The following is a 17,958-nucleotide window of genomic DNA, read 5'->3' as shown; positions in this document are numbered from 1 at the left end:
ATCCAACGAGAACACCAACGGGCTGCTGCGCCAATACTTCCCCAAAGGCACCGACCTGAATGTCTACGGGCCCGAGGACCTCGAACACGTCGCCCAGGAACTCAACGCCCGACCACGCAAAACACTCCACTGGGACACCCCCGCCGAACGTCTTCGTGGTTTACTAGAAGCCAACTGACCTCGGGTGTTGCATCGACCCCTGGAATTCGCCCCCGGGTGCGAAGAATCGGTATGTCCCCCGGCGCAAGAAGGTCCAGGCTCCGTCTGACCCCCGACGAACTAACGAAAATGCCCACTAGCGGCCCAGCGTCGCCGTCGTGCCGCGGCCGATTTCGAGGCGCGGACGCCTGGACATATAACCTGGTCATGTATGCCCATCATGGGTATATTGCCGAGTATGACCGAAGTTGCCTTCTGGATCCTCACGGCCCTCGCTGGCGGACGTCAGCACGGATACGCCATCCTGCGTGACGTTGAACAGCTCACGGCGGCCGAGGTCTCGTTGCGGGTTACCACGCTCTACGCCACGCTTGAACGTCTCGAACGGGAGGGGCGCATACGCAGGGCGGGCGAAGAAACAGTCGACGGGCGTGCGCGCCGCTATTACGAACTGACAGAAGATGGGCATCAGGCGTTGGCCCTGGAGGCGGAACGACTCGCTGCCAGGCTTCGGGCTGCGGAAAGCCGGTTAGCGGCGCCCCGGACTGCTCACAGCCGACCTACGCCGGCAACGATGTCATGGGGGATGGCGCGATGAGCGGGTATCGACGGCGACGGTACACCCGGCTGTTGCGCTGGTATCCGCGATCCTGGCGCAAGGAGCACGGCAGCATCGTGCTCGATAGTGTGGAACAGCATGCCGGCGACCGGGGCGTGGCGCGCCCGACTATTCGGGAAGCGTGGTCCCTCCGGGCCCACGGACTGGGCGAAAGGGCGACGCATCGGTGGGCCGCCGGTTTCGCTGCGGCGGCTTTGGTCGCGTTCATCGGAGCCACCGGGCTGCTGTTGAGCAATGCGTCATTTCTTCCCGGGGCAGGCCTTGTTCAGCTCCTTTTTGCCGTGTTCATCGGACCCCTCGCACTGGCCCTTTCCGCCGTCGTGCTTTTGCATCGGGCGGGGCGGCTCTCCGCCCCGGTGGCGTTGTCCACCGCGGCCAGTGCCTTACCGGCGTTCGGTTTCGCGGCCCTGGCAGCAGCGAGTTGGGCGGCCGGCTTCGACGAAGCCGACGCGGGTCTGGGTCGCAGCTGGTTTGGATCGTCCACGCTTCTATTCCTCGTTCTCGCGTGGTGTGCCGGCACAATTTGCCTGGCCGCTCCGCTCAGCTCGGTGCTGAGCAAACGGCGCTCTATGCCCACCCGATTCGTGCAAAGTACTGTTCTGGCAGCACCTTTGGCGCTTATCCTCGGCGCGCTGACGCTGAGGGCACAGATCATCGGCACCTTGGGTGCCGTCGTGCTGCTCGTCGTGGCTCTGCGTAAAAGCACGTCGACGCACCCGGCAGCACCCCGTGGGGCTGCGGGGGCAGCAGTGCGGTGGTCCCCGCCGAGGCCGGTGGCAGCCTGGAGCCGGCAGGGGGACGCTGCCGCTGGCGCAGCGGCGCTGGTGACCGTGATTGTGGGACTCGGGTGCGCAGTGTTTGCCCTCACCGGCAGCAACTGGGCACCAATGGTCACCGATTCCACCCACGCCATGAACCTCGGCCTGGCCGCCGGCGCACTGGCAGCCATCCCTGCGACCATCGCTGCCGGGCTCATGCTGACCCCGCGGTTTGGCGCCGTCATGCGCTGGTCGGCCGTCATCTGCTGCGCAAGTCTCATTCTGGCAGCGGCCGCCCAACTCCTCGGCGCCGGACACCCCTCGCAGTGGCCGCTTACCCTTGTCGCAGCAACGCTGATGGGCTTCGCTATCGCGCTGCCGTTCGGGCGGCTCATTCCCGGAGGGCGCTCACTCCGCATCGCCGTGACAGCGGTGCTCGGCTTGGCGGGTTCGACCATCGGACTCAACCTCGTGACCATGGCGGCGTTCATCGCACCGCTTGCCGCCGCCGCACTCGTCGTCTGGTCACTGACGCGACTTGCCGCCTCATCGTCAAGGCCAGCGGAGGCCAGGCACGTTGGCAGCCCGTCGTAGGGTGCTGGCGAGGGGGCGGGGGCGACCGGATCCAGCGGCGCCGCCCTGCGACGGAAGCGCCTGCCAGCTAAGCAATACTGGGAAGGCGGCCGTCACTCCATTGGCGCCCGCCACGCCTCTCACGCAACCACGTTCTCAAGGAGTCACCAAGGAATGCGCCCTACCGTCGTAGCCGTGCCTGCAGGAACTTTTATCCTCCGAAAAGCTGAAGCGTCCGACGTCGACTCAATCGTGACGCTGATAGCAGCGGACCCTCTCAGAGCGTCCGAGGAATCGGTTGGCCTCGAAGACCGCGATCCGTACGACCTGGCATTCAGCAAAATCGATGACGATGATGCCCAACTTCTGGTTGTCGCGGTTGCACCCGCAGGCGACATCGTTGCCACCATGCAGCTGACTTTCATCCCCGGCCTCGCCCGGGCTGGCGCGACACGGCTGCAGATCGAGGCAGTCCGGGTTCATTCCGAGCTACGCGGCAACGGACTCGGCGGTGCCATGATGACCTGGGCTTTCGCGGAAGGGCGGCGCCGCGGTGCTCGACTGATCCAGCTCACGTCAGACCAGTCCCGGCCCGCCGCACACCGGTTCTACGAGCGCATGGGTTTCGAAGCCTCGCACCTGGGCTTCAAGCTCACCCTCTGAGCTGTTGAACCGCCGCGTGAACCGCGCGCGGCTGATGAATCCGGCGGTGCCTTCGCTGGCCAGGTACTTTGGCGACTTCTACGACTGCGACTTCGCCCGGACCACCGAGATGGCGGCGGTGGAGGTGTCATCCGCGGCGTGCGCCGCAGAACCTGCTTCCTCCGCGGCGGCCGGCTGGACGACGGCGATCGACTGCGTCGATGTGTCACCGGCGTCGGGCTCGTCCCCGGGGATGGCCTGCACCGAAACGGCAGTACCGGCGTCGCCCGCCGGAACGTCATCGGTGTCAGGGGCGGCGATCGGGATCGGCGTCACCTGCACTGCAGACATCGCACTGCTGGCGGGGACGGCCGCCAGGCCGGACACGGAATCCGGCGCGAGCAGCGTCACCCTGCTGACGGACGGGAGCGTGATGTTGCCCGGATCCGCCGGCAGGCCGGCAGCGGGAGCAGCCGCCGGCTCCGGGAGCGGTTCCACGCTGATGGGCTGCCCGCCGTGTTCGGCAACGTCATCGGCCAACGCACCGAGCATGGACTCCGCCTCGTCGATCATGTCCTGATTTCCGGCCGCGAGTCCCTTGACCAGGTACTGGGCCAGGGCGAATTCGGCCGAGAGCGCGGCACGCCGCAGCAGGTGGGCATCGGGAACGTCGCGCCGGCATGAGGTGTAGTGCTCCAGCACTGCGTCGACGAAGTCCTGGTCATTGGAGGCGACCAGCCAGGCCATGTCGTCGGCCGGATCGCCGATCCGCAGATCTGTCCAGCCGGTTACGGCCGTCACCCGGTCGCCGTCGACCAGCAGGTTGTCCTCGTGGAGATCGCCGTGGACGACGCATGGATTGAAGCGCCACAGCGAGACGTCCTCCAGCGCGTGCTCCCAGCGGCGGAGCAGCAACGGCGGGATCTTGCCCGTGGTCGCGGCCTGATCGAGTTCGTTGAGGCGCCGCTGGCGGAACTCGTTGGGCGTGTAGCTCGGCAGATCGGCGTTGTTGACCAGGGTCTGGGGGAGATCGTGGATGGCGGCCAGGGCGCCGCCGATTTCGCGGGCCAGAGCCGCGGACCCGGCGCCAAGTTCCTCGACGGACCGGGTGGACCCTGCCAGATGCGAGTAAACGAAGGTGCTCAGCGGACCCTGCCGCACGGTGCCGGCCACGGTGGGCATCAGGAAGGGAAGCTCGGCACGGATGCCGGGAACGAACGCCCGCAGGACCAGAAATTCCGTCTCCAGCCGCGTGCTGGCCTCGGGATGCCGGGGCGAGCGGACACGCCAGCGCTTGCCTTCGGAGTCCAAAAGGAGCGCCGAATCGAAGTCCGCCGGATCGTCGGGCGCAGAGCTAACGGCGGTCGGGGTCAGCCCGGGGACTGCCGCGGTTGCCACAGCTGCCAGTTCGATTGGTTGTCTTCTCACCCTTCCACGGTAGATTGAGCGGCGCCCACAACGGCGATGCACGACGGCGAGTCTGGAAGATAGGGAATAAATAGCACCCATATTTCCTTTTGCCAGGCCGGCCCGTGCCGCCGCTCACACGGTGATGTGAGCGTGCCCGCCAGGACCGGCGGAAAATGTGAATTGTCATCGGGAGTCAGTACGGTGGGTACATGAGTCATGCGGAGTCAGCGGCGTCAAAGTACCCGCCTCAGGTGAGCACGCCAGTCTCTCCCCAGCACGGTCCGCCCGCGGACCAGCTGGCGGACAATGTCCTGCCGGTGCGTGGCGCGCTGATTGACCGCGGATCCGCAGCCCGGACCAAGCCCGGGATGCTGGCGGAGCTCATCAGCTCCGGGACCGCCCGGGCCATGGTGCTTTCCGGCCGGCAGGCTCTCATCAGCGGCAGGAGCCTGGTCCTCCTGGATGCGGCCGAGCTGGCGGAGCATCTGCAGGGGACCGCCTACGCCCCGGAGCAGCTGATCTACCTGGGGACGGCACTGCCCGGCTCCGGCCTCGACGCCGGCACCCAGCTGGTTCTCTTCCTCCTGCCGCAGCAGTTCGAGGTCCAGGCCGAGGAATTCGAGGCGCACATCGCCGGCATCCCTTCGGGCGCGCAGTGGGCCGGCTTCCGTGATGTCGCCGCCGGGCTGAACGCCACGGACACCGCCCTCTTCATCGAAGCGAGCGCCATCGCCAACTGGCATGCCACGCACACGCACTGCCCGCGCTGCGGCACTGCGACCCAGCCGGAAGCCGGCGGCTGGGTCCGCCGCTGCCCGGCGGATAGCTCCGAGCACTACCCGCGCACCGATCCCGCGATCATCGTCACCGTGGTGGGAACCGACGGCCGCCTGCTGCTGGGCGGCGGCGGCCCCCTCGATGCCCGGAACTACTCCACGCTGGCCGGCTTCGTCGAGCCGGGGGAGTCGCTGGAACAGGCCGTCGTCCGCGAGATCGGCGAGGAGGTGGGGGTGCGGGTCACCGCGAGCCAGTACCTTGGATCCCAGCCGTGGCCCTTCCCTGCCTCGCTGATGCTCGGCTTCACCGCCATCACACCGGACACCGAGGCCAGGCCCGACGGCGTCGAGGTCACCAGGGCGCGCTGGTTCAGCCGGAGCGAATTGCAGGACGCGGTGCTCAGCGGCGAGATTGTCATCTCCAGCCGGCTTTCCATCGCCCGGGCCCTTATCGAGCACTGGTACGGCGGCGTCATCCGGGACCGGCCGGGCGGTTGACGGCTCCGTGAACGCCCCGAACGCGCCGGCCGCGCACCGGCCCGTCCGCCGCGCAGGACACCCTCGGCCGGCTGAACAGCGCGTGAACCGCAAAAGTGACCCAGTAAAGTGACCAGTAAAGTGACCCGGTAAAGTGAGCACAGAGAATTTCAGCCCCAGCGACTTGCCCATGACCCTGTCCGACGTCGACGGGCCGGGCAGCGAGCCGGCGGCCCCGGACAACAGTTCCCCGGACAACCGCTCCCTGGAAGAACGCATCCTGGGCGGCCTCGACGCAGAGCAGCGCGAGGTGGCGAGCACCCTGCAGGGGCCGATGTGCGTGCTGGCCGGCGCCGGCACGGGCAAGACCCGCGCCATCACCCACCGCATCGCCTACGGAGTGCACTCGGGTGTGTACAGTCCGCAGCGGCTCCTGGCCGTCACCTTTACCTCGCGCGCCGCGGCTGAAATGCGCAGCAGGCTCCGGGACCTCGGCGTCGGCAACGTCCAGGCGCGCACCTTTCACGCCGCGGCGTTGCGGCAGCTGCAGTTCTTCTGGCCCCAGGCCATTGGCGGGGCGCTGCCCAACCTGCTGGACCACAAGGCCCAGATGATCGCCGAGGCAGCCCGACGGCTCCGGCTCAGCACCGACCGGGCCTCCATCCGCGATCTTGCCTCCGAGATCGAGTGGGCCAAGGTGTCCATGCTGACACCGGCCAACTACCTGGAAAAAGCCCAGGGCCGCGGGAACCCCGGCGGCTTCGACCTGACCGCCGTCGCCCGCGTCTTCCAGTCCTACGAGGATGTGAAGACGGACCGCAACGTGATCGACTTCGAGGACGTGCTGCTGATCACCGTAGGCATCCTGCAGGAGGATCCCAAAGTGGCGGCCACCGTCCGCGAGCAGTACCGGCACTTCGTCGTCGACGAGTACCAGGACGTCTCGCCGCTGCAGCAGCGGCTGCTGGAACTGTGGCTGGGCGGCCGCGACGAGCTGTGTGTGGTGGGCGACGCCAGCCAGACCATCTATTCGTTCACCGGCGCCTCGCCGAAGCACCTGCTCGGTTTCAAGGCGATGTACCCGGAAGCGAACGTGGTCAAGCTGATCCGGGACTACCGCTCCACCCCGCAGGTGGTGAAGCTGGCCAACGAGCTGCTGGCGGGCCGGCGTAGCGGCGGCCCCGTCGCGGATGCCGCCTGGGCCAAACCCCTGCAGCTCCTGGCGCAGCGCCCGGCCGGGCCCGTGCCGCAGTTCACCGAATGTTCCGACGACGAGGCTGAGGCCGCCACTGTTGCCGTCAAGGTCCGTGGGCTGCTCGACGCCGGCACCCCGGCGAGCCAGGTGGCCGTGCTGTTCCGGACCAACGGGCAGTCCGAAGCCTACGAACAGGCCCTGGCTTCGGCCGGAATCGGCTACCAGCTGCGTGGCGGGGAGCGGTTCTTCGCCCGCAAGGAGGTCCGCGACGCTATCCTCCAGCTCCGGGCAGCCACCCGCGCCGTCGCGGAGACGGCCACGCCCGAGCCGCTCGGCCAGCTGGTCCGCGACATCGTGGCCTCGCTGGGCTACACGGACGCCGCACCGCACAGCGGCGGCGCCCTCCGGGAACGCTGGGAGTCCCTCGCGGCCGTCGTGGCGCTGGCCGACGAGCTCGTCATCAGCCGTGGGGGGCAGTTCAGCCTCGCCGACTTCGTGAACGAGCTCCAGGAACGCTCCCTCGCCCAGCACGCCCCGACCGTCCAGGGCGTCACCCTCGCCTCGCTGCACGCCGCCAAAGGCCTCGAATGGGACGCCGTCTTCCTCGTGGGCCTCAGCGAGGGGCTCATGCCGATCTCCTTCGCCGACAGCCCCGAGTCCGTGGACGAGGAACGACGCCTGCTGTACGTGGGGATCACCCGTGCCCGCGAGCACCTGTTCCTGTCCTGGTCCACCGCGAGGACGCCGGGCGGCCGGGCGAACCGCAAGCCCTCGCGGTTCCTGGACGGGCTGCGCCCGGACTCGGTGGCGAGTTCCTCCGTCCGGGGCAAGGGCGCCGCGCCGCGCCGGAAGGCCGCCGTTCCGGCGTTGTGCCGGGTCTGCGGAACCATGCTCTCCTCCGGTGCCGAACGCAAGGTGGGACGCTGCAACGCGTGCCCGCCCACCTACGAGGACCAGACCTTCGACGCGCTGCGGCAGTGGCGCAAGGACGTGGCCCTCGAGGCGGACGTTCCCGCCTTCGTGGTCTTCACCGACGCCACGCTGACCGCGATTGCCGAGGCCCGGCCGGAGTCCCTTGAACAGCTGGCCAAACTTGCCGGCGTCGGCCCGGCCAAGCTGGAGAAATACGGCGAAGCCGTGCTGGCCGTGCTCGTCGAAAGCACCACCCACTGATGGCCGGCGATGCAGCCGGCCGGGCCGGGAACCGTGCGCCGTCACCCGCGCCCCCGGCGCTGACCACCGCCGACGGCGCCCCGGTGGAGGTGCGCCGCTCGGCCCGACGGCGCCGGACCGTCGCCGCGTTCTGGGAGAACGGCACCGCCGTGATCGCCATTCCGTCGTCCTTCAGCCGTACCCAGGAGCGCGAATGGGTGCACCGGATGCTCGAAAAGCTCAGGCTCCAGGGGGAGCGGGGAACGCGAGCGGGCAAGAGCCGTCCGCGCAGCGACGCCGCACTGGCCGCGCACGCCGCGGAGCTGTCCGCGAAGTACTTCGGCGGCCGCGCCGTTCCGTCCTCGGTCCGCTGGGTGAGCAACCAGAACTCCCGCTGGGGGTCCGCGACGCCGTCAGACGGCACCATCAGGCTCTCCGACAAGCTCCAGCCGATGCCGCAGTGGGTCATCGACTACGTCCTGCTGCACGAACTGGCGCACCTGCTGGTGGCCGGCCACAACGCCGCGTTCTGGCGCCTGCTGGAGGCCTACCCGGAAACGGCACGGGCCAAGGCGTTTCTTGAGGGTGTCTCCTTCGCGACCGCGCGGGGCCTGACGCCGGGCGACGCCGATGACCTGGACGGCGTCACCGACGCCGACTGAACGGCGACGAGGGGGGCCGGCCGACGCGGACTGGACAGTGACGGCGGCGGCGGGCATGGGAATGCCCCGGCTGGAACTGGCGTTCCGGCCGGGGCACACTGACTCATCCGCTATGACTTGGTGCTGTCGCCCCCGCCGGGAGCTTCGTCGGGGCCGGGTTCCTGGGAACCGGCCTCCCCTGTATCACCGGCGTCCCCGTCGGCCGGTGTCCCGGTCTCGGGCTCATCGAATCCGCCGCTAAGGAGCTTCTGCAGGGCGTCGTCCACTTCGGTGCCGCTCGCCTCGGCAAGCTGCCGGCGACCGCTGAAGCCACGGGGATCATCCAGGTCCTCTGCCGTTGGCAGCAGATCGGGGTGCTGCCAGATGGCGTCGCGTCCCTCGATGCCGCGTTCCGCCTTGAGCGAGGCCCACAGCGTGGCGGCCTCGCGCAGCCGGCGCGGCCGCAGCTCCAGCCCCACCAGAGACGAGAATGCGTGTTCGGCCGGCCCTCCGCTGGCACGGCGACGGCGGACGGTTTCGCGCAGTGCCGCGGCCGAGGGAAGCATCTTTTCCGTGGCGGCCCAGGTGAGTTCGTCTACCCAGCCCTCCACGAGGGCGAGGGCGGTCTCGAGCTTCTCGAGGGCCTGATCCTGCGCCGGGGTACGCTGCGGCATAAAGACGCCCTGTGACAAGGCCTCCTGGATGCCTTCGGGGTTGCCCGGATCCAGCTCGCGGGCGAGTTCCTCGATCTTCGAGGTGTCGATGTGGATGCCGCGGGCGTAGGCTTCGATCGCTCCGAGCAGGTGCCCCCGCAGCCATGGGACCTGCACGAAGAGCCGGGCGTGGGCCGCTTCGCGGACGGCCAGGAAAAGCCGGATGTCGTTCTCGGGCAGGCTGAGGCCTTCGCCGAATTTCGCCACATTGGACGGCAGCAGTGCCATTTCGAGGTCGGCCAGCGGTACGCCAATGTCGGTGGAGCTGACCACTTCGGCCGAGAGGGCGCCGATTGCCTGCCCCAGCTGCATGCCAAAGATGGCCCCGCCCATGTTCTGCAGCATCGAGGAGGCGCCGCCCATCATGGACTTCATTTCCTCCGGCATCTGCTCGGTCATGGCGGTGGACAGCGCATTCGCGATGCTGTTGGCCACCGGCTCGGTCAGCCGCTTCCAGGTGCCGAGGGTCTCCTCGACCCACTCCGCGCGGGACCAGGCCCGGCCGATCAGGCCGGTGGCCGGCAGCCCCGTGACCTGATCAAGCCACAGTTCGGCGAGGCGCAGGGCCTCATCGACTTCGCGGGACTGCTGGGCGGTGACAGAGGGGTCGGAGCCGCTTGCGGCCACCCGGCGGGCGTTTTCGTGCGCCAGCTGCCAGTTGACAGGGCCCTCCGAGGAGGCACCCATCATCGCCTGGACCTGCGAGAACATCTGGGCGAGGAGATTCGGATCATCCGGAAGGCCGGCGGCCTTGGCGAGCTCGGCGGGGTCGATATTGCCCATGCCCTGGCCGCCCATCAGGTTCTTCAGCATCTCTGCGAGCGGGTCCTTGGGTTCCTCGTCGCCATTGGACGGATTAAGTGGGTTGGATGTCATGATCCCGCCGATCGTCGGTGTGGCTGCTTCTCACGTTCACGGTACCCCGCGGCGAGCAGGGCTGTCTGCCGAAACCGCGCCACGTTCGCTGTAGGCAAAGAGCCGTCCCGGCAAGCGAGCGCGTACTGTTAGAAACTGGAATATTGGCAGGCGGCAGCCGCGGCTGAGGCCGCGGCCGCGGTGCGCTGTTCACGGGTCCGCTGGATCCCCAGGCGCCGGCACGGAGAGGTCTTTCATTGACGATTACCCAGGGCGGGCCGCCTGCCGGCGAGCCGGCAGCCGGCCCGGCCAAGGGCCGGAGGGCCCAGCTCGCCGGACCCCGTGTCCCCAGGAAACGGGACAGACGGTCCTCCGCGCTGCTCATCTCGGGAGTCCTCGCCGCGGGCCTGGGCATCACCGCGGTGAGCCTGCCCGTCCCGTACGTCGTCGAATCACCCGGACCGACGTTCAACACCCTCGGCACGGACAACGGCAAACCGGTCATCACCGTGACGGGACGCGAGGCCTTTCCGGCGAAAGGAAACCTGGATCTCACCACGGTCTACGTCGACGGCGGGCCTAACGGCCCGGTCACCGTTTTCGAAGCCTTCTCGGCATGGATCGGCGGCACCAGGGCCGTCTACCCCGAGGAACTCATCTATCCCACCGGGGTGACGAAGGAGCAGTCCCAGGAGGAGAGCGCCGTCGCAATGACCACCTCGCAGGAGAACGCCGTCGCCTCGGCCCTGAAGGAGCTCAACATCGCCTTCGAGCAGAAGATGCAGATCGCCGGTGTCCCGGACGGATCCGCCTCGAGCGGACAGCTCCGGGACGGTGACGTACTGGTGTCCATCAACGGCAAACCGATCACTTCCCTGAGCGTTGTCCAGACGGAACTGGCTGCCGGCAACGGGGCCCCGGTGACGGTCGTCGTCGACCGTGGCGGCAGCAGCGTGCCGGCCACCATCACGCCAGGCAAGGCCAGCGGCGGCCGCTTCATTCTTGGGGTGATGCTGCAGTACAAGTTCACGTTCCCCTTCGACGTCACCATCTCCCTCGAAAAGGTGGGCGGCCCCAGTGCAGGGCTGATGTTCGCCCTTGGGATCGTCGACACGGTGACCCCTGGTGACCTGACCGGCGGAAAGCACATCGCGGGAACCGGCACCATCACCCCCGACGGCGCCGTGGGCCCGATCGGTGGAATCGCGCAGAAAATGCACGGTGCACGCTCCGGCGGGGCCACCATGTTCCTGGCGCCGGCGGAAAACTGCGGCGACGTCGTCGGCCACATCCCGGACGGCCTGCAGGTGGTTCGGGTCGAGAATCTGGCCGCGGCTCGGAAAGCTGTCGAATTGACCGCGTCCGGTGCAGATACATCCGGGCTTCCTGTCTGTACCAGCAACTAGACTGACCCCGGAACTAAGCCCTTCCGCCACTCGTGGCACGTATAACAGCCGACGCAGCCCTGCCGGGGCGGCGCCCGGTGTGGATAGAATGCAGCAACACCGTATATTGCAACGCCGCACCAACCGATAACTAAACAACCAATACCTGACGACCAGCTATGAGGTACCGAGTTTGTCCCGTCCCGCCAGCCCTGTCCCGCCCGGAAGACCGCAGACACGACGAGGCGCACTGACGCCGACGCTGATTGTCGTGGCCTTGATCGTGGTCGGCTTCATTTTCCTCGCCAATGTCTGGACGGACGTCCTCTGGTATCAGCAGCTGGGCTTCTTTGAAGTCTTCGTGACGGAGAACCTCTCGCGCATCGCGATTTTCCTGATCGGCTTCGCCGTGATGTTCGCGGCCGTCTTCTTCGCCATCCGGATCGCCTACCATTCCCGTCCCGTGTACGCGCCGGATTCGGAGATCCGTGACAACCTGAGCCGCTACCAGACCCAGCTTGAACCGATCCGCCGCGTCGTGATGATCGGACTTCCCGTGCTGTTCGGCCTCTTCGCCGGCAGCGCCACCGCGAGCCAGTGGCAGAAAGTCCTGCTGTTCCTGAACCAGGAGCCCTTCGGCCAGGCAGATCCGCAGTTCGGACTCGACCTCAGCTTCTACCTGATGACCCTGCCGTTCCTCGGCGTCGTGACCGGCTTCCTGATCAGCGTCACGGTTGTGGCCGGCGTCGCCGGCATCCTCACCCACTACCTCTACGGCAGTATCCGGATCATGGAACGCGGCATCTTCACGAGCCGTGCGGCCCAGATCCACCTCGCCGTCACCGGCGCAGTCTTCCTGCTGTTGCTCGGCACCAATTTCTGGTTGGACCGCTACGCTGCGCTGCAGAGCAACGGGGGACGTTGGGCCGGGGCCATGTTCACGGACGTCAACGCCGTCATTCCCACCAAAGCCATCCTCGCCGTGGCCGCGGCGCTTGTCGCCGTGCTCTTCATCGTCGCCGCCGTCATCGGAAAGTGGCGCCTGCCGCTGATCGGCACCGCCATGCTCGTGATCACCTCGATCCTCGCCGGCGGCGTCTACCCCTGGGTGATCCAGCAGTTCCAGGTCCGCCCCTCGGAGCAGACCCTGGAGAAGAAGTTCATCGAGCGGAACATCAGCATGACCCGCGCCGCGTACGGCCTCGATCAGATCCAGGAGAAGCGGTACGAGGCCACCACCGACGCCACCACAGGCGCCCTGGCCCCGGATGCGCAGACCACCACGAATATCCGTCTCCTGGACCCCAACCTGATCTCAGACGCGTTCTCGCAGCTTGAGCAGTACCGGCCCTACTACCAGTTCCCGAGCGCCCTGAACGTGGACCGCTACGAGGTGGACGGAAAGATCCAGGACACCGTCATCGCGGTGCGCGAACTGAACCCGGACGGGCTGAGCGCCAACCAGCAGTCCTGGCTGAACCGCCACGTCGTCTACACCCACGGCTACGGCGTGGTCGCAGCCAAGGGCAACAAGTTCACCGCCGACGGAAAACCCGAATTCCTGCAGTCAGGCATCCCCTCCACCGGTGTGCTCGGCAACGACTCGACGTACCAGCCCCGGATCTACTTCGGCGAAAACTCGCCCGAGTACTCCATCGTCGGCGCCCCCGACGGGGCCCCGAACCGAGAGCAGGACCGACCCGCGGCCAAGGAAGGCGACGGCGAAACGCAATACACCTTCACCGGAAACGGCGGGCCGAACGTCGGCAGCTTCTTCAACAAGATCCTGTACTCCATCAAGTTCCAGTCCTCGGACCTGCTGCTCTCCGACGGGGTCAACGCAGAGTCCCAGATCCTCTATGACCGCAACCCGAAGGACCGCGTGGAGAAGGTGGCGCCTTACCTGACGGTGGACGGCAACGCGTACCCTGCGGTGGTCGACGGCCGGGTGAAATGGATCGTCGACGGTTACACGACAAGCCAGTACTACCCCTACTCGCAGCAGGAGCAGCTTTCGGCGGCCACCACCGACTCGCAGACAACCGCGGGCCGCACCACGGCCCTGCCGAACAGCTCGGTCAACTACATCCGCAACTCGGTGAAGGCGACCGTGGATGCCTACGACGGCTCGGTAACGCTGTACGCCTGGGATGACCAGGATCCGGTGCTGAAGGCGTGGCAGAACGTCTTCCCCACCTCGCTGAAGCCGTTCTCGGAGATGTCCGGTGCGCTCATGAGCCACGTCCGCTACCCGGAAGATCTGTTCAAGGTCCAGCGTGAACTGCTGGGACGCTACCACGTGACCCAGGCGGACAGTTTCTACAAGAACGACGACGCGTGGAGCGTTCCGAACGATCCGACCGTCAAGGAGAATGTCAAGCAGCCGCCGTTCTACATGTCGCTGAAGATGCCGGACCAGGACAAGCCGGCTTTCCAGCTGACGTCATCCTTCATTCCGCAGGTGGTCAACGGCAACGCCCGCAACGTGCTCTACGGCTTCCTGGCCGCGGATTCGGATGCCGGCAACGAGAAGGGGGTGAAGGCGGAGAGCTATGGCCAGCTCCGGCTCCTGCGGATTCCGCCGGAAACCCAGGTTCCCGGACCCGGACAGGCGCAGAACAAGTTCAACTCGGATCCCACCGTCTCGCAGGCCCTGAACCTGCTGCGCCAGGGCGCGTCAGCGGTGCTGAACGGCAACCTGCTGACACTGCCGGTGGGTGGCGGCCTGCTCTACGTCCAACCGGTCTACCTGAAGTCCACGGGTGAGACCTCCTATCCCACCCTGCAGCGTGTCCTGGTAGCCTTCGGCGACAAGGTCGGCTTCGCGGCGACCCTGGATGAGGCGCTGAACCAGCTGTTCGGAGGCCGCTCCGGCGCCACGGCAGGCGATGCCGCCAACAACGGCCAGACGCCGCCAACTTCCGCCCCGGGCGGCAGCGCGACGCCGCCGGTAGCGGGCACCGCGGACGCCAAGGTGGAGCTCAAGGCGGCCCTGGACGAGGCGACCGCGGCTATCACCGCCGGCCAGGAAGCCCTCGCTAAGGGTGACTTCGCAGCGTACGGCGAGCAACAGAAGAAGCTCTCGGCGGCCCTGCAGCGGGCGCTCGCCGCCGAGGGCAAGGTTGCGGCGACTACGGCCCCGGCACCGTCGGCCACTCCGTCGCCGGGCGGCACCGCCTCGCCGTCGGCCACCCCGTCGCCGACGCCGAGCAGCTAACAGGGGGACATGCTCATTCTTCGCACCCGGGACTGGGCAGAATGACACTATGTGCACCTGCTGGCCCCGGCGCGGGGCATGTCCCTTCGGGCCGGTGTCCGGTCCAGCGGGACATGCTCATTCTTCGCGCCCGGGACTGGGCAGAATGACACTGTGTCCACCTGCTGGCCCCGGCGCGGGGCATGTCCCTGAGCCCGGCCACCGCGCCCAGACCCCCGGGCCGGTGACTTGACCCCGGCGGAGGGAGATGCACATCACGCCACCTCGATTTGGCCTCCAGTTCACCGGCCGGTAGAGTTGATCTTGCGACGCGGGGTGGAGCAGTTCGGTAGCTCGCTGGGCTCATAACCCAGAGGTCACAGGTTCAAATCCTGTCCCCGCAACTGAAGAGAAGGCCCGGAATACTGGATACAGTGTTGCGGGCCTTCTGCTTTAAGTCCTTCTGCTTTGAATTATCGTGGCGGCCATGCACCGGGCGCTTCGACCGGGGGCGTGGATGGACCCCGGGCGCGGACCCGGACCCGATGGCCTGAGGCAGTGTGGCGCGGGCGCCGCCAGAAGTAGGGTAGTGTTGAGCAAGCGACGCGGGGTGGAGCAGTTCGGTAGCTCGCTGGGCTCATAACCCAGAGGTCACAGGTTCAAATCCTGTCCCCGCAACTGAAGAGGAAAAGAGAGGCCCGGATCTGATGATCCGGGCCTCTCTTGTTGTTGGCGGAAACGCTCCCCGGCGCGGCATCGCTGACGTGCCCCCGTGCACGTGGCCTACAGATCCCGACCGGCGGGCCCGCGCTTAGCCGTCCTTGAGCCGCTGGTAGGTGTCCAGCGCACGCGCACGTGATTCCGCAAGCCCGACGATCGGCTCCGGGTAGCCGGGTGCAGCGCCGTCGGCCTTCCACGGTTCATGGATTGTCTTGCCGTCCAGCCCGGTCAGCTCCGGGAGGTATTCGCGGAGATAGCGGGCCGCGGCGTCGAACTTCTTGCTCTGCGTGACCGGATTGAAGATGCGGAAGTACGGCGAGGCGTCGGCGCCGGAGCCTGCCACCCACTGCCAGTTGGCCGGATTGCTGGCCGCATCGGCGTCGACCAGCGTGTCCCAGAACCAGGCCTCGCCCAGCCTCCAGTCGGCCAGCAGGTTCTTCACGAGGAAGGACGCCGCCGCCATTCGGACACGGTTGTGCATCCAGCCGGTCTGCCAGAGTTGGCGCATACCGGCGTCGACCAGCGGATAGCCGGTCCTGCCCTGCTGCCAGGCCTGCAGTTCGGCGTCCGAGGGGCTCTGCCAGGCGAAGCGGTCAAACTCTGGCCGGTAGTTCCGGGTGGCCAGGTGCGGGTTTTCGTAGAGAAGTTGCCAGCAGAATTCCCGCCAGCCGAGTTCGGAGCGGAAGATCCCGACGTCGGCCGGGGCCTGCCGTGGATAGCGTTCGCGGAGGGTGTGCCAGATCCGGAACGGGCTGATTTCGCCGAAGCGCAGGTGGGGGGAGAGACGGCTGGTGCCCTCGACGCCGGGGACGTCGCGGCCGGTACCGTACTCCTCGGCCGGGCCGTCGACGAAGTCCACAAGACGGCTGTGGGCGCCGGTTTCCCCCGGGGTCCACGTCGCCGCGAGTCCCGCGCTCCAGTCCGGCCGGCGGGGGAGTAGCCCCCAGTCCGCCAGCTTGTCGCCGGCCGGCGGCTGCCCCGTGGCGCCCGTGGCGGGTGCCGGCAGGCTCTGCGGTGCGTCCAGCGGCAACCGGGGCTCCGGCGCGTCCAGGCATGCCCGCCAGAACGGTGTGAAGACTTTGTACGGCCCTCCTGCCCCGGTGCGCACAGTCCACGGTTCGAACATCAGGTTGGCCTGGAAGCTCGCGGCGTTGATCCCGTGGTCCGCCGCCCAGCCCTTGACGCCGGCGTCCACTGCGCGTTCCGGGCCGCCGTAACGCCGGTTCCAGAGCAGCGCCGTGGCAGCCGTTTCCGCGGCCAACTCCTGGATGATCCCGGCGGCAGGGCCGCGGCGGAGCAGCAGCCGCGAGCCGGCCGCCTCAAGGTCCGCGGCGAGCCCGGTCAGCGAGTGGTGCAGCCACCATTTAGCCGCGCCGCCGAGCGGGCGGATGCCGGGGGAGGCCTCATCGAGGATATAGACAACGGTCAGCGGCAATCCCCGCGACGCTGCCTCCGCCAGGGCCGGATTGTCGTCGAGGCGGAGATCGTCGCGGAGCCAGACTAGGGACGAGGGCGTGGATCCAGAAGACATGAATCCACGGTACACGTGCGGCCGCAGGCTGTGCACAGCAATCTGTGCACTGCAATCTGTGCACAGCAGGCAGCACACAGCGCTGCCGTGGACGACGCCGTCGTGGACAACACTGAGGGGGGCCGGGGACAGCAGAAGCCGGGCCCCCGGAACCGTCGTGTGCTGCTGACGATGGGCCGGGGGCCCGGCTTCATGAGCCCTGCCTGACGGACCGGCGGGAGCCCGCCGGCGGTGTGCCTAGAGCTTGTCGAAGTCGGCGTCGTCCACGGTGGAGGCGGCGGACCGGCTCTCGCCTGCCCCGATCGCCGCGGGCGCGCCACCGGACTTCAGCGCGGCAAGCCGTGCTTCGATCTCGGTCTGCTCGCCGAGGTCTTCGAGCGAGTTGAACTGCGAGTCCAGGCTGGAGGCGGAGAGTTCCTGCTGGCCGCGGACCTTGGCCTCTTCACGGCGGATCTTCTCTTCGAAGCGGCCCACCTCCGAGGTGGGATCCATGAAGTCAATGCTCTTGAGGGCATCGTGCACCTGGGACTGGGCGGCGGCAGTCTTGGATCGTGCCACGAGCTCGTTGCGCTTGCCGGTGAGCTCGTTGAGCTTGCCCTTCATCTGGTCCAGGCCGTGCTTGAGTTTGTCCACGACGTCGGTCTGGGACGCGATGCTCGGCTCCGCGGACTTCGCCTCATTCTCCGCGGACATCTGGCGCTGCAGGGCCACCTTGGCGAGGTTGTCGAACTTTTCGGCATCGGTGACGTCGCCCTTGGCCCGGTACTCGTCGGCCTTGCGCGACGCTGCGAGTGCCTTGTTGCCCCAGTCCTTGGAGTTCTTGACGTCTTCGTTGTAGTCGTCCTGGAGCATGCGCAGGTTGCCGATGGTCTGGGCCACCGCGGACTCGGCCTCGGCGATGCTGTTGGTGTAGTCCCGGACCATCTGGTCCAGCATCTTCTGCGGGTCTTCAGCCTGGTCCAGCAGGGAGTTGATATTGGCCTTCGCCAGCTGCGCCATGCGGCCGAAAATGGACTGCTTCATGGTGTTACCTTTCGTCCTGCTCAGTGGTTCCCACTGAAGTCGGTCAACAGTGAAATGTACCGCTTCTATCCGCTGGCGGAGAGATTTCCGCCGGCGCCTAGTCCGTTGTGAGTTGTTCAGGCCGGGGGCCGGA

The 17,958-nt window shown here is 67.5% G+C and carries 13 protein-coding genes and 2 tRNA genes; 11 read left to right on the top strand and 4 right to left on the bottom strand.

Going from position 1 to position 17,958, the window contains the following annotated elements:
• The 4 genes from AC50X6_RS04925 to AC50X6_RS04910 form a co-directional block, all read left to right on the top strand.
• A partial coding sequence (locus AC50X6_RS04925; RefSeq protein ID WP_494965151.1) for a transposase occupies positions 1 to 178 on the top strand: 178 nt, incomplete at its 5' end.
• A 219-nt stretch (positions 179 to 397) separates the two neighbouring features.
• The gene (locus tag AC50X6_RS04920; protein ID WP_494965136.1) at positions 398 to 757 is read left to right on the top strand and encodes a PadR family transcriptional regulator; all 360 of its coding nucleotides are present in this window, start codon (positions 398 to 400) and stop codon (positions 755 to 757) included.
• Entirely contained in the window at positions 754 to 2,130 is a 1,377-nt protein-coding gene (locus AC50X6_RS04915) for a hypothetical protein (protein ID WP_494965135.1), read from the top strand. The genes AC50X6_RS04920 and AC50X6_RS04915 overlap by 4 nt, the downstream gene beginning before the upstream one ends.
• 174 nt (positions 2,131 to 2,304) lie before the next feature.
• Positions 2,305 to 2,772, top strand: coding sequence for a GNAT family N-acetyltransferase (locus tag AC50X6_RS04910; protein WP_494965134.1), 468 nt, complete (start codon positions 2,305 to 2,307; stop codon positions 2,770 to 2,772).
• Positions 2,773 to 2,850: 78 nt separating this feature from the next.
• Here the strand turns inward: AC50X6_RS04910 and AC50X6_RS04905 are convergent, their stop codons facing one another.
• Positions 2,851 to 4,179 (bottom strand): macrolide 2'-phosphotransferase, encoded by a 1,329-nt coding sequence (locus tag AC50X6_RS04905; RefSeq protein ID WP_494965133.1) that lies wholly within the window; start codon positions 4,177 to 4,179, stop codon positions 2,851 to 2,853.
• A 191-nt stretch (positions 4,180 to 4,370) separates the two neighbouring features.
• On the opposite strand from AC50X6_RS04905, the gene nudC reads away from it, so the two are divergent.
• From nudC to AC50X6_RS04890, 3 genes are all read left to right on the top strand, one after another.
• Positions 4,371 to 5,435, top strand: a complete 1,065-nt coding sequence (gene nudC / locus AC50X6_RS04900) for an NAD(+) diphosphatase (RefSeq protein ID WP_494965132.1) — start codon at positions 4,371 to 4,373, stop codon at positions 5,433 to 5,435.
• Between the two features lie 169 nt (positions 5,436 to 5,604).
• A complete protein-coding gene (locus AC50X6_RS04895) occupies positions 5,605 to 7,782 on the top strand; it encodes an ATP-dependent DNA helicase UvrD2 (protein ID WP_494965150.1) in 2,178 nt (725 codons plus the stop codon).
• Positions 7,782 to 8,423, top strand: a complete 642-nt coding sequence (locus AC50X6_RS04890; protein WP_494965131.1) for a M48 metallopeptidase family protein — start codon at positions 7,782 to 7,784, stop codon at positions 8,421 to 8,423. Before AC50X6_RS04895 ends, AC50X6_RS04890 begins: the two co-directional genes overlap by 1 nt.
• 110 nt (positions 8,424 to 8,533) lie before the next feature.
• Here the strand turns inward: AC50X6_RS04890 and AC50X6_RS04885 are convergent, their stop codons facing one another.
• Complete coding sequence (locus tag AC50X6_RS04885; protein WP_494965130.1) at positions 8,534 to 9,991, bottom strand: zinc-dependent metalloprotease; 1,458 nt, start codon at positions 9,989 to 9,991, stop codon at positions 8,534 to 8,536.
• 236 nt (positions 9,992 to 10,227) lie between these two features.
• Here AC50X6_RS04885 and AC50X6_RS04880 point away from each other — a divergent pair, with 236 nt between their 5' ends.
• The 4 genes from AC50X6_RS04880 to AC50X6_RS04865 all read left to right on the top strand — a co-directional run bounded on the left by AC50X6_RS04880 (position 10,228) and on the right by AC50X6_RS04865 (position 15,229).
• A complete protein-coding gene (locus AC50X6_RS04880; protein ID WP_494965129.1) occupies positions 10,228 to 11,376 on the top strand; it encodes a YlbL family protein in 1,149 nt (382 codons plus the stop codon).
• A gap of 172 nt (positions 11,377 to 11,548) precedes the next feature.
• Positions 11,549 to 14,572, top strand: coding sequence for a UPF0182 family membrane protein (locus AC50X6_RS04875; protein ID WP_494965128.1), 3,024 nt, complete (start codon positions 11,549 to 11,551; stop codon positions 14,570 to 14,572).
• Between the two features lie 309 nt (positions 14,573 to 14,881).
• Positions 14,882 to 14,955: transfer RNA gene (locus AC50X6_RS04870), tRNA-Met, on the top strand.
• Between the two features lie 200 nt (positions 14,956 to 15,155).
• Positions 15,156 to 15,229: transfer RNA gene (locus AC50X6_RS04865), tRNA-Met, on the top strand.
• Positions 15,230 to 15,362: 133 nt separating this feature from the next.
• On the opposite strand, the gene AC50X6_RS04860 is transcribed toward AC50X6_RS04865, so the two are convergent.
• Entirely contained in the window at positions 15,363 to 16,802 is a 1,440-nt protein-coding gene (locus tag AC50X6_RS04860) for a cryptochrome/photolyase family protein (protein ID WP_494965127.1), read from the bottom strand.
• Between the two features lie 237 nt (positions 16,803 to 17,039).
• Positions 17,040 to 17,825 (bottom strand): PspA/IM30 family protein, encoded by a 786-nt coding sequence (locus AC50X6_RS04855; RefSeq protein WP_494965126.1) that lies wholly within the window; start codon positions 17,823 to 17,825, stop codon positions 17,040 to 17,042.
• Positions 17,826 to 17,958: the final 133 nt, after the last annotated feature.

The organism is Pseudarthrobacter sp. HLT1-7 (genome assembly GCF_059383435.1).
Note: the sequence above shows the minus strand (reverse complement) of the source record. Positions and strands in the feature narration are given on the sequence as shown.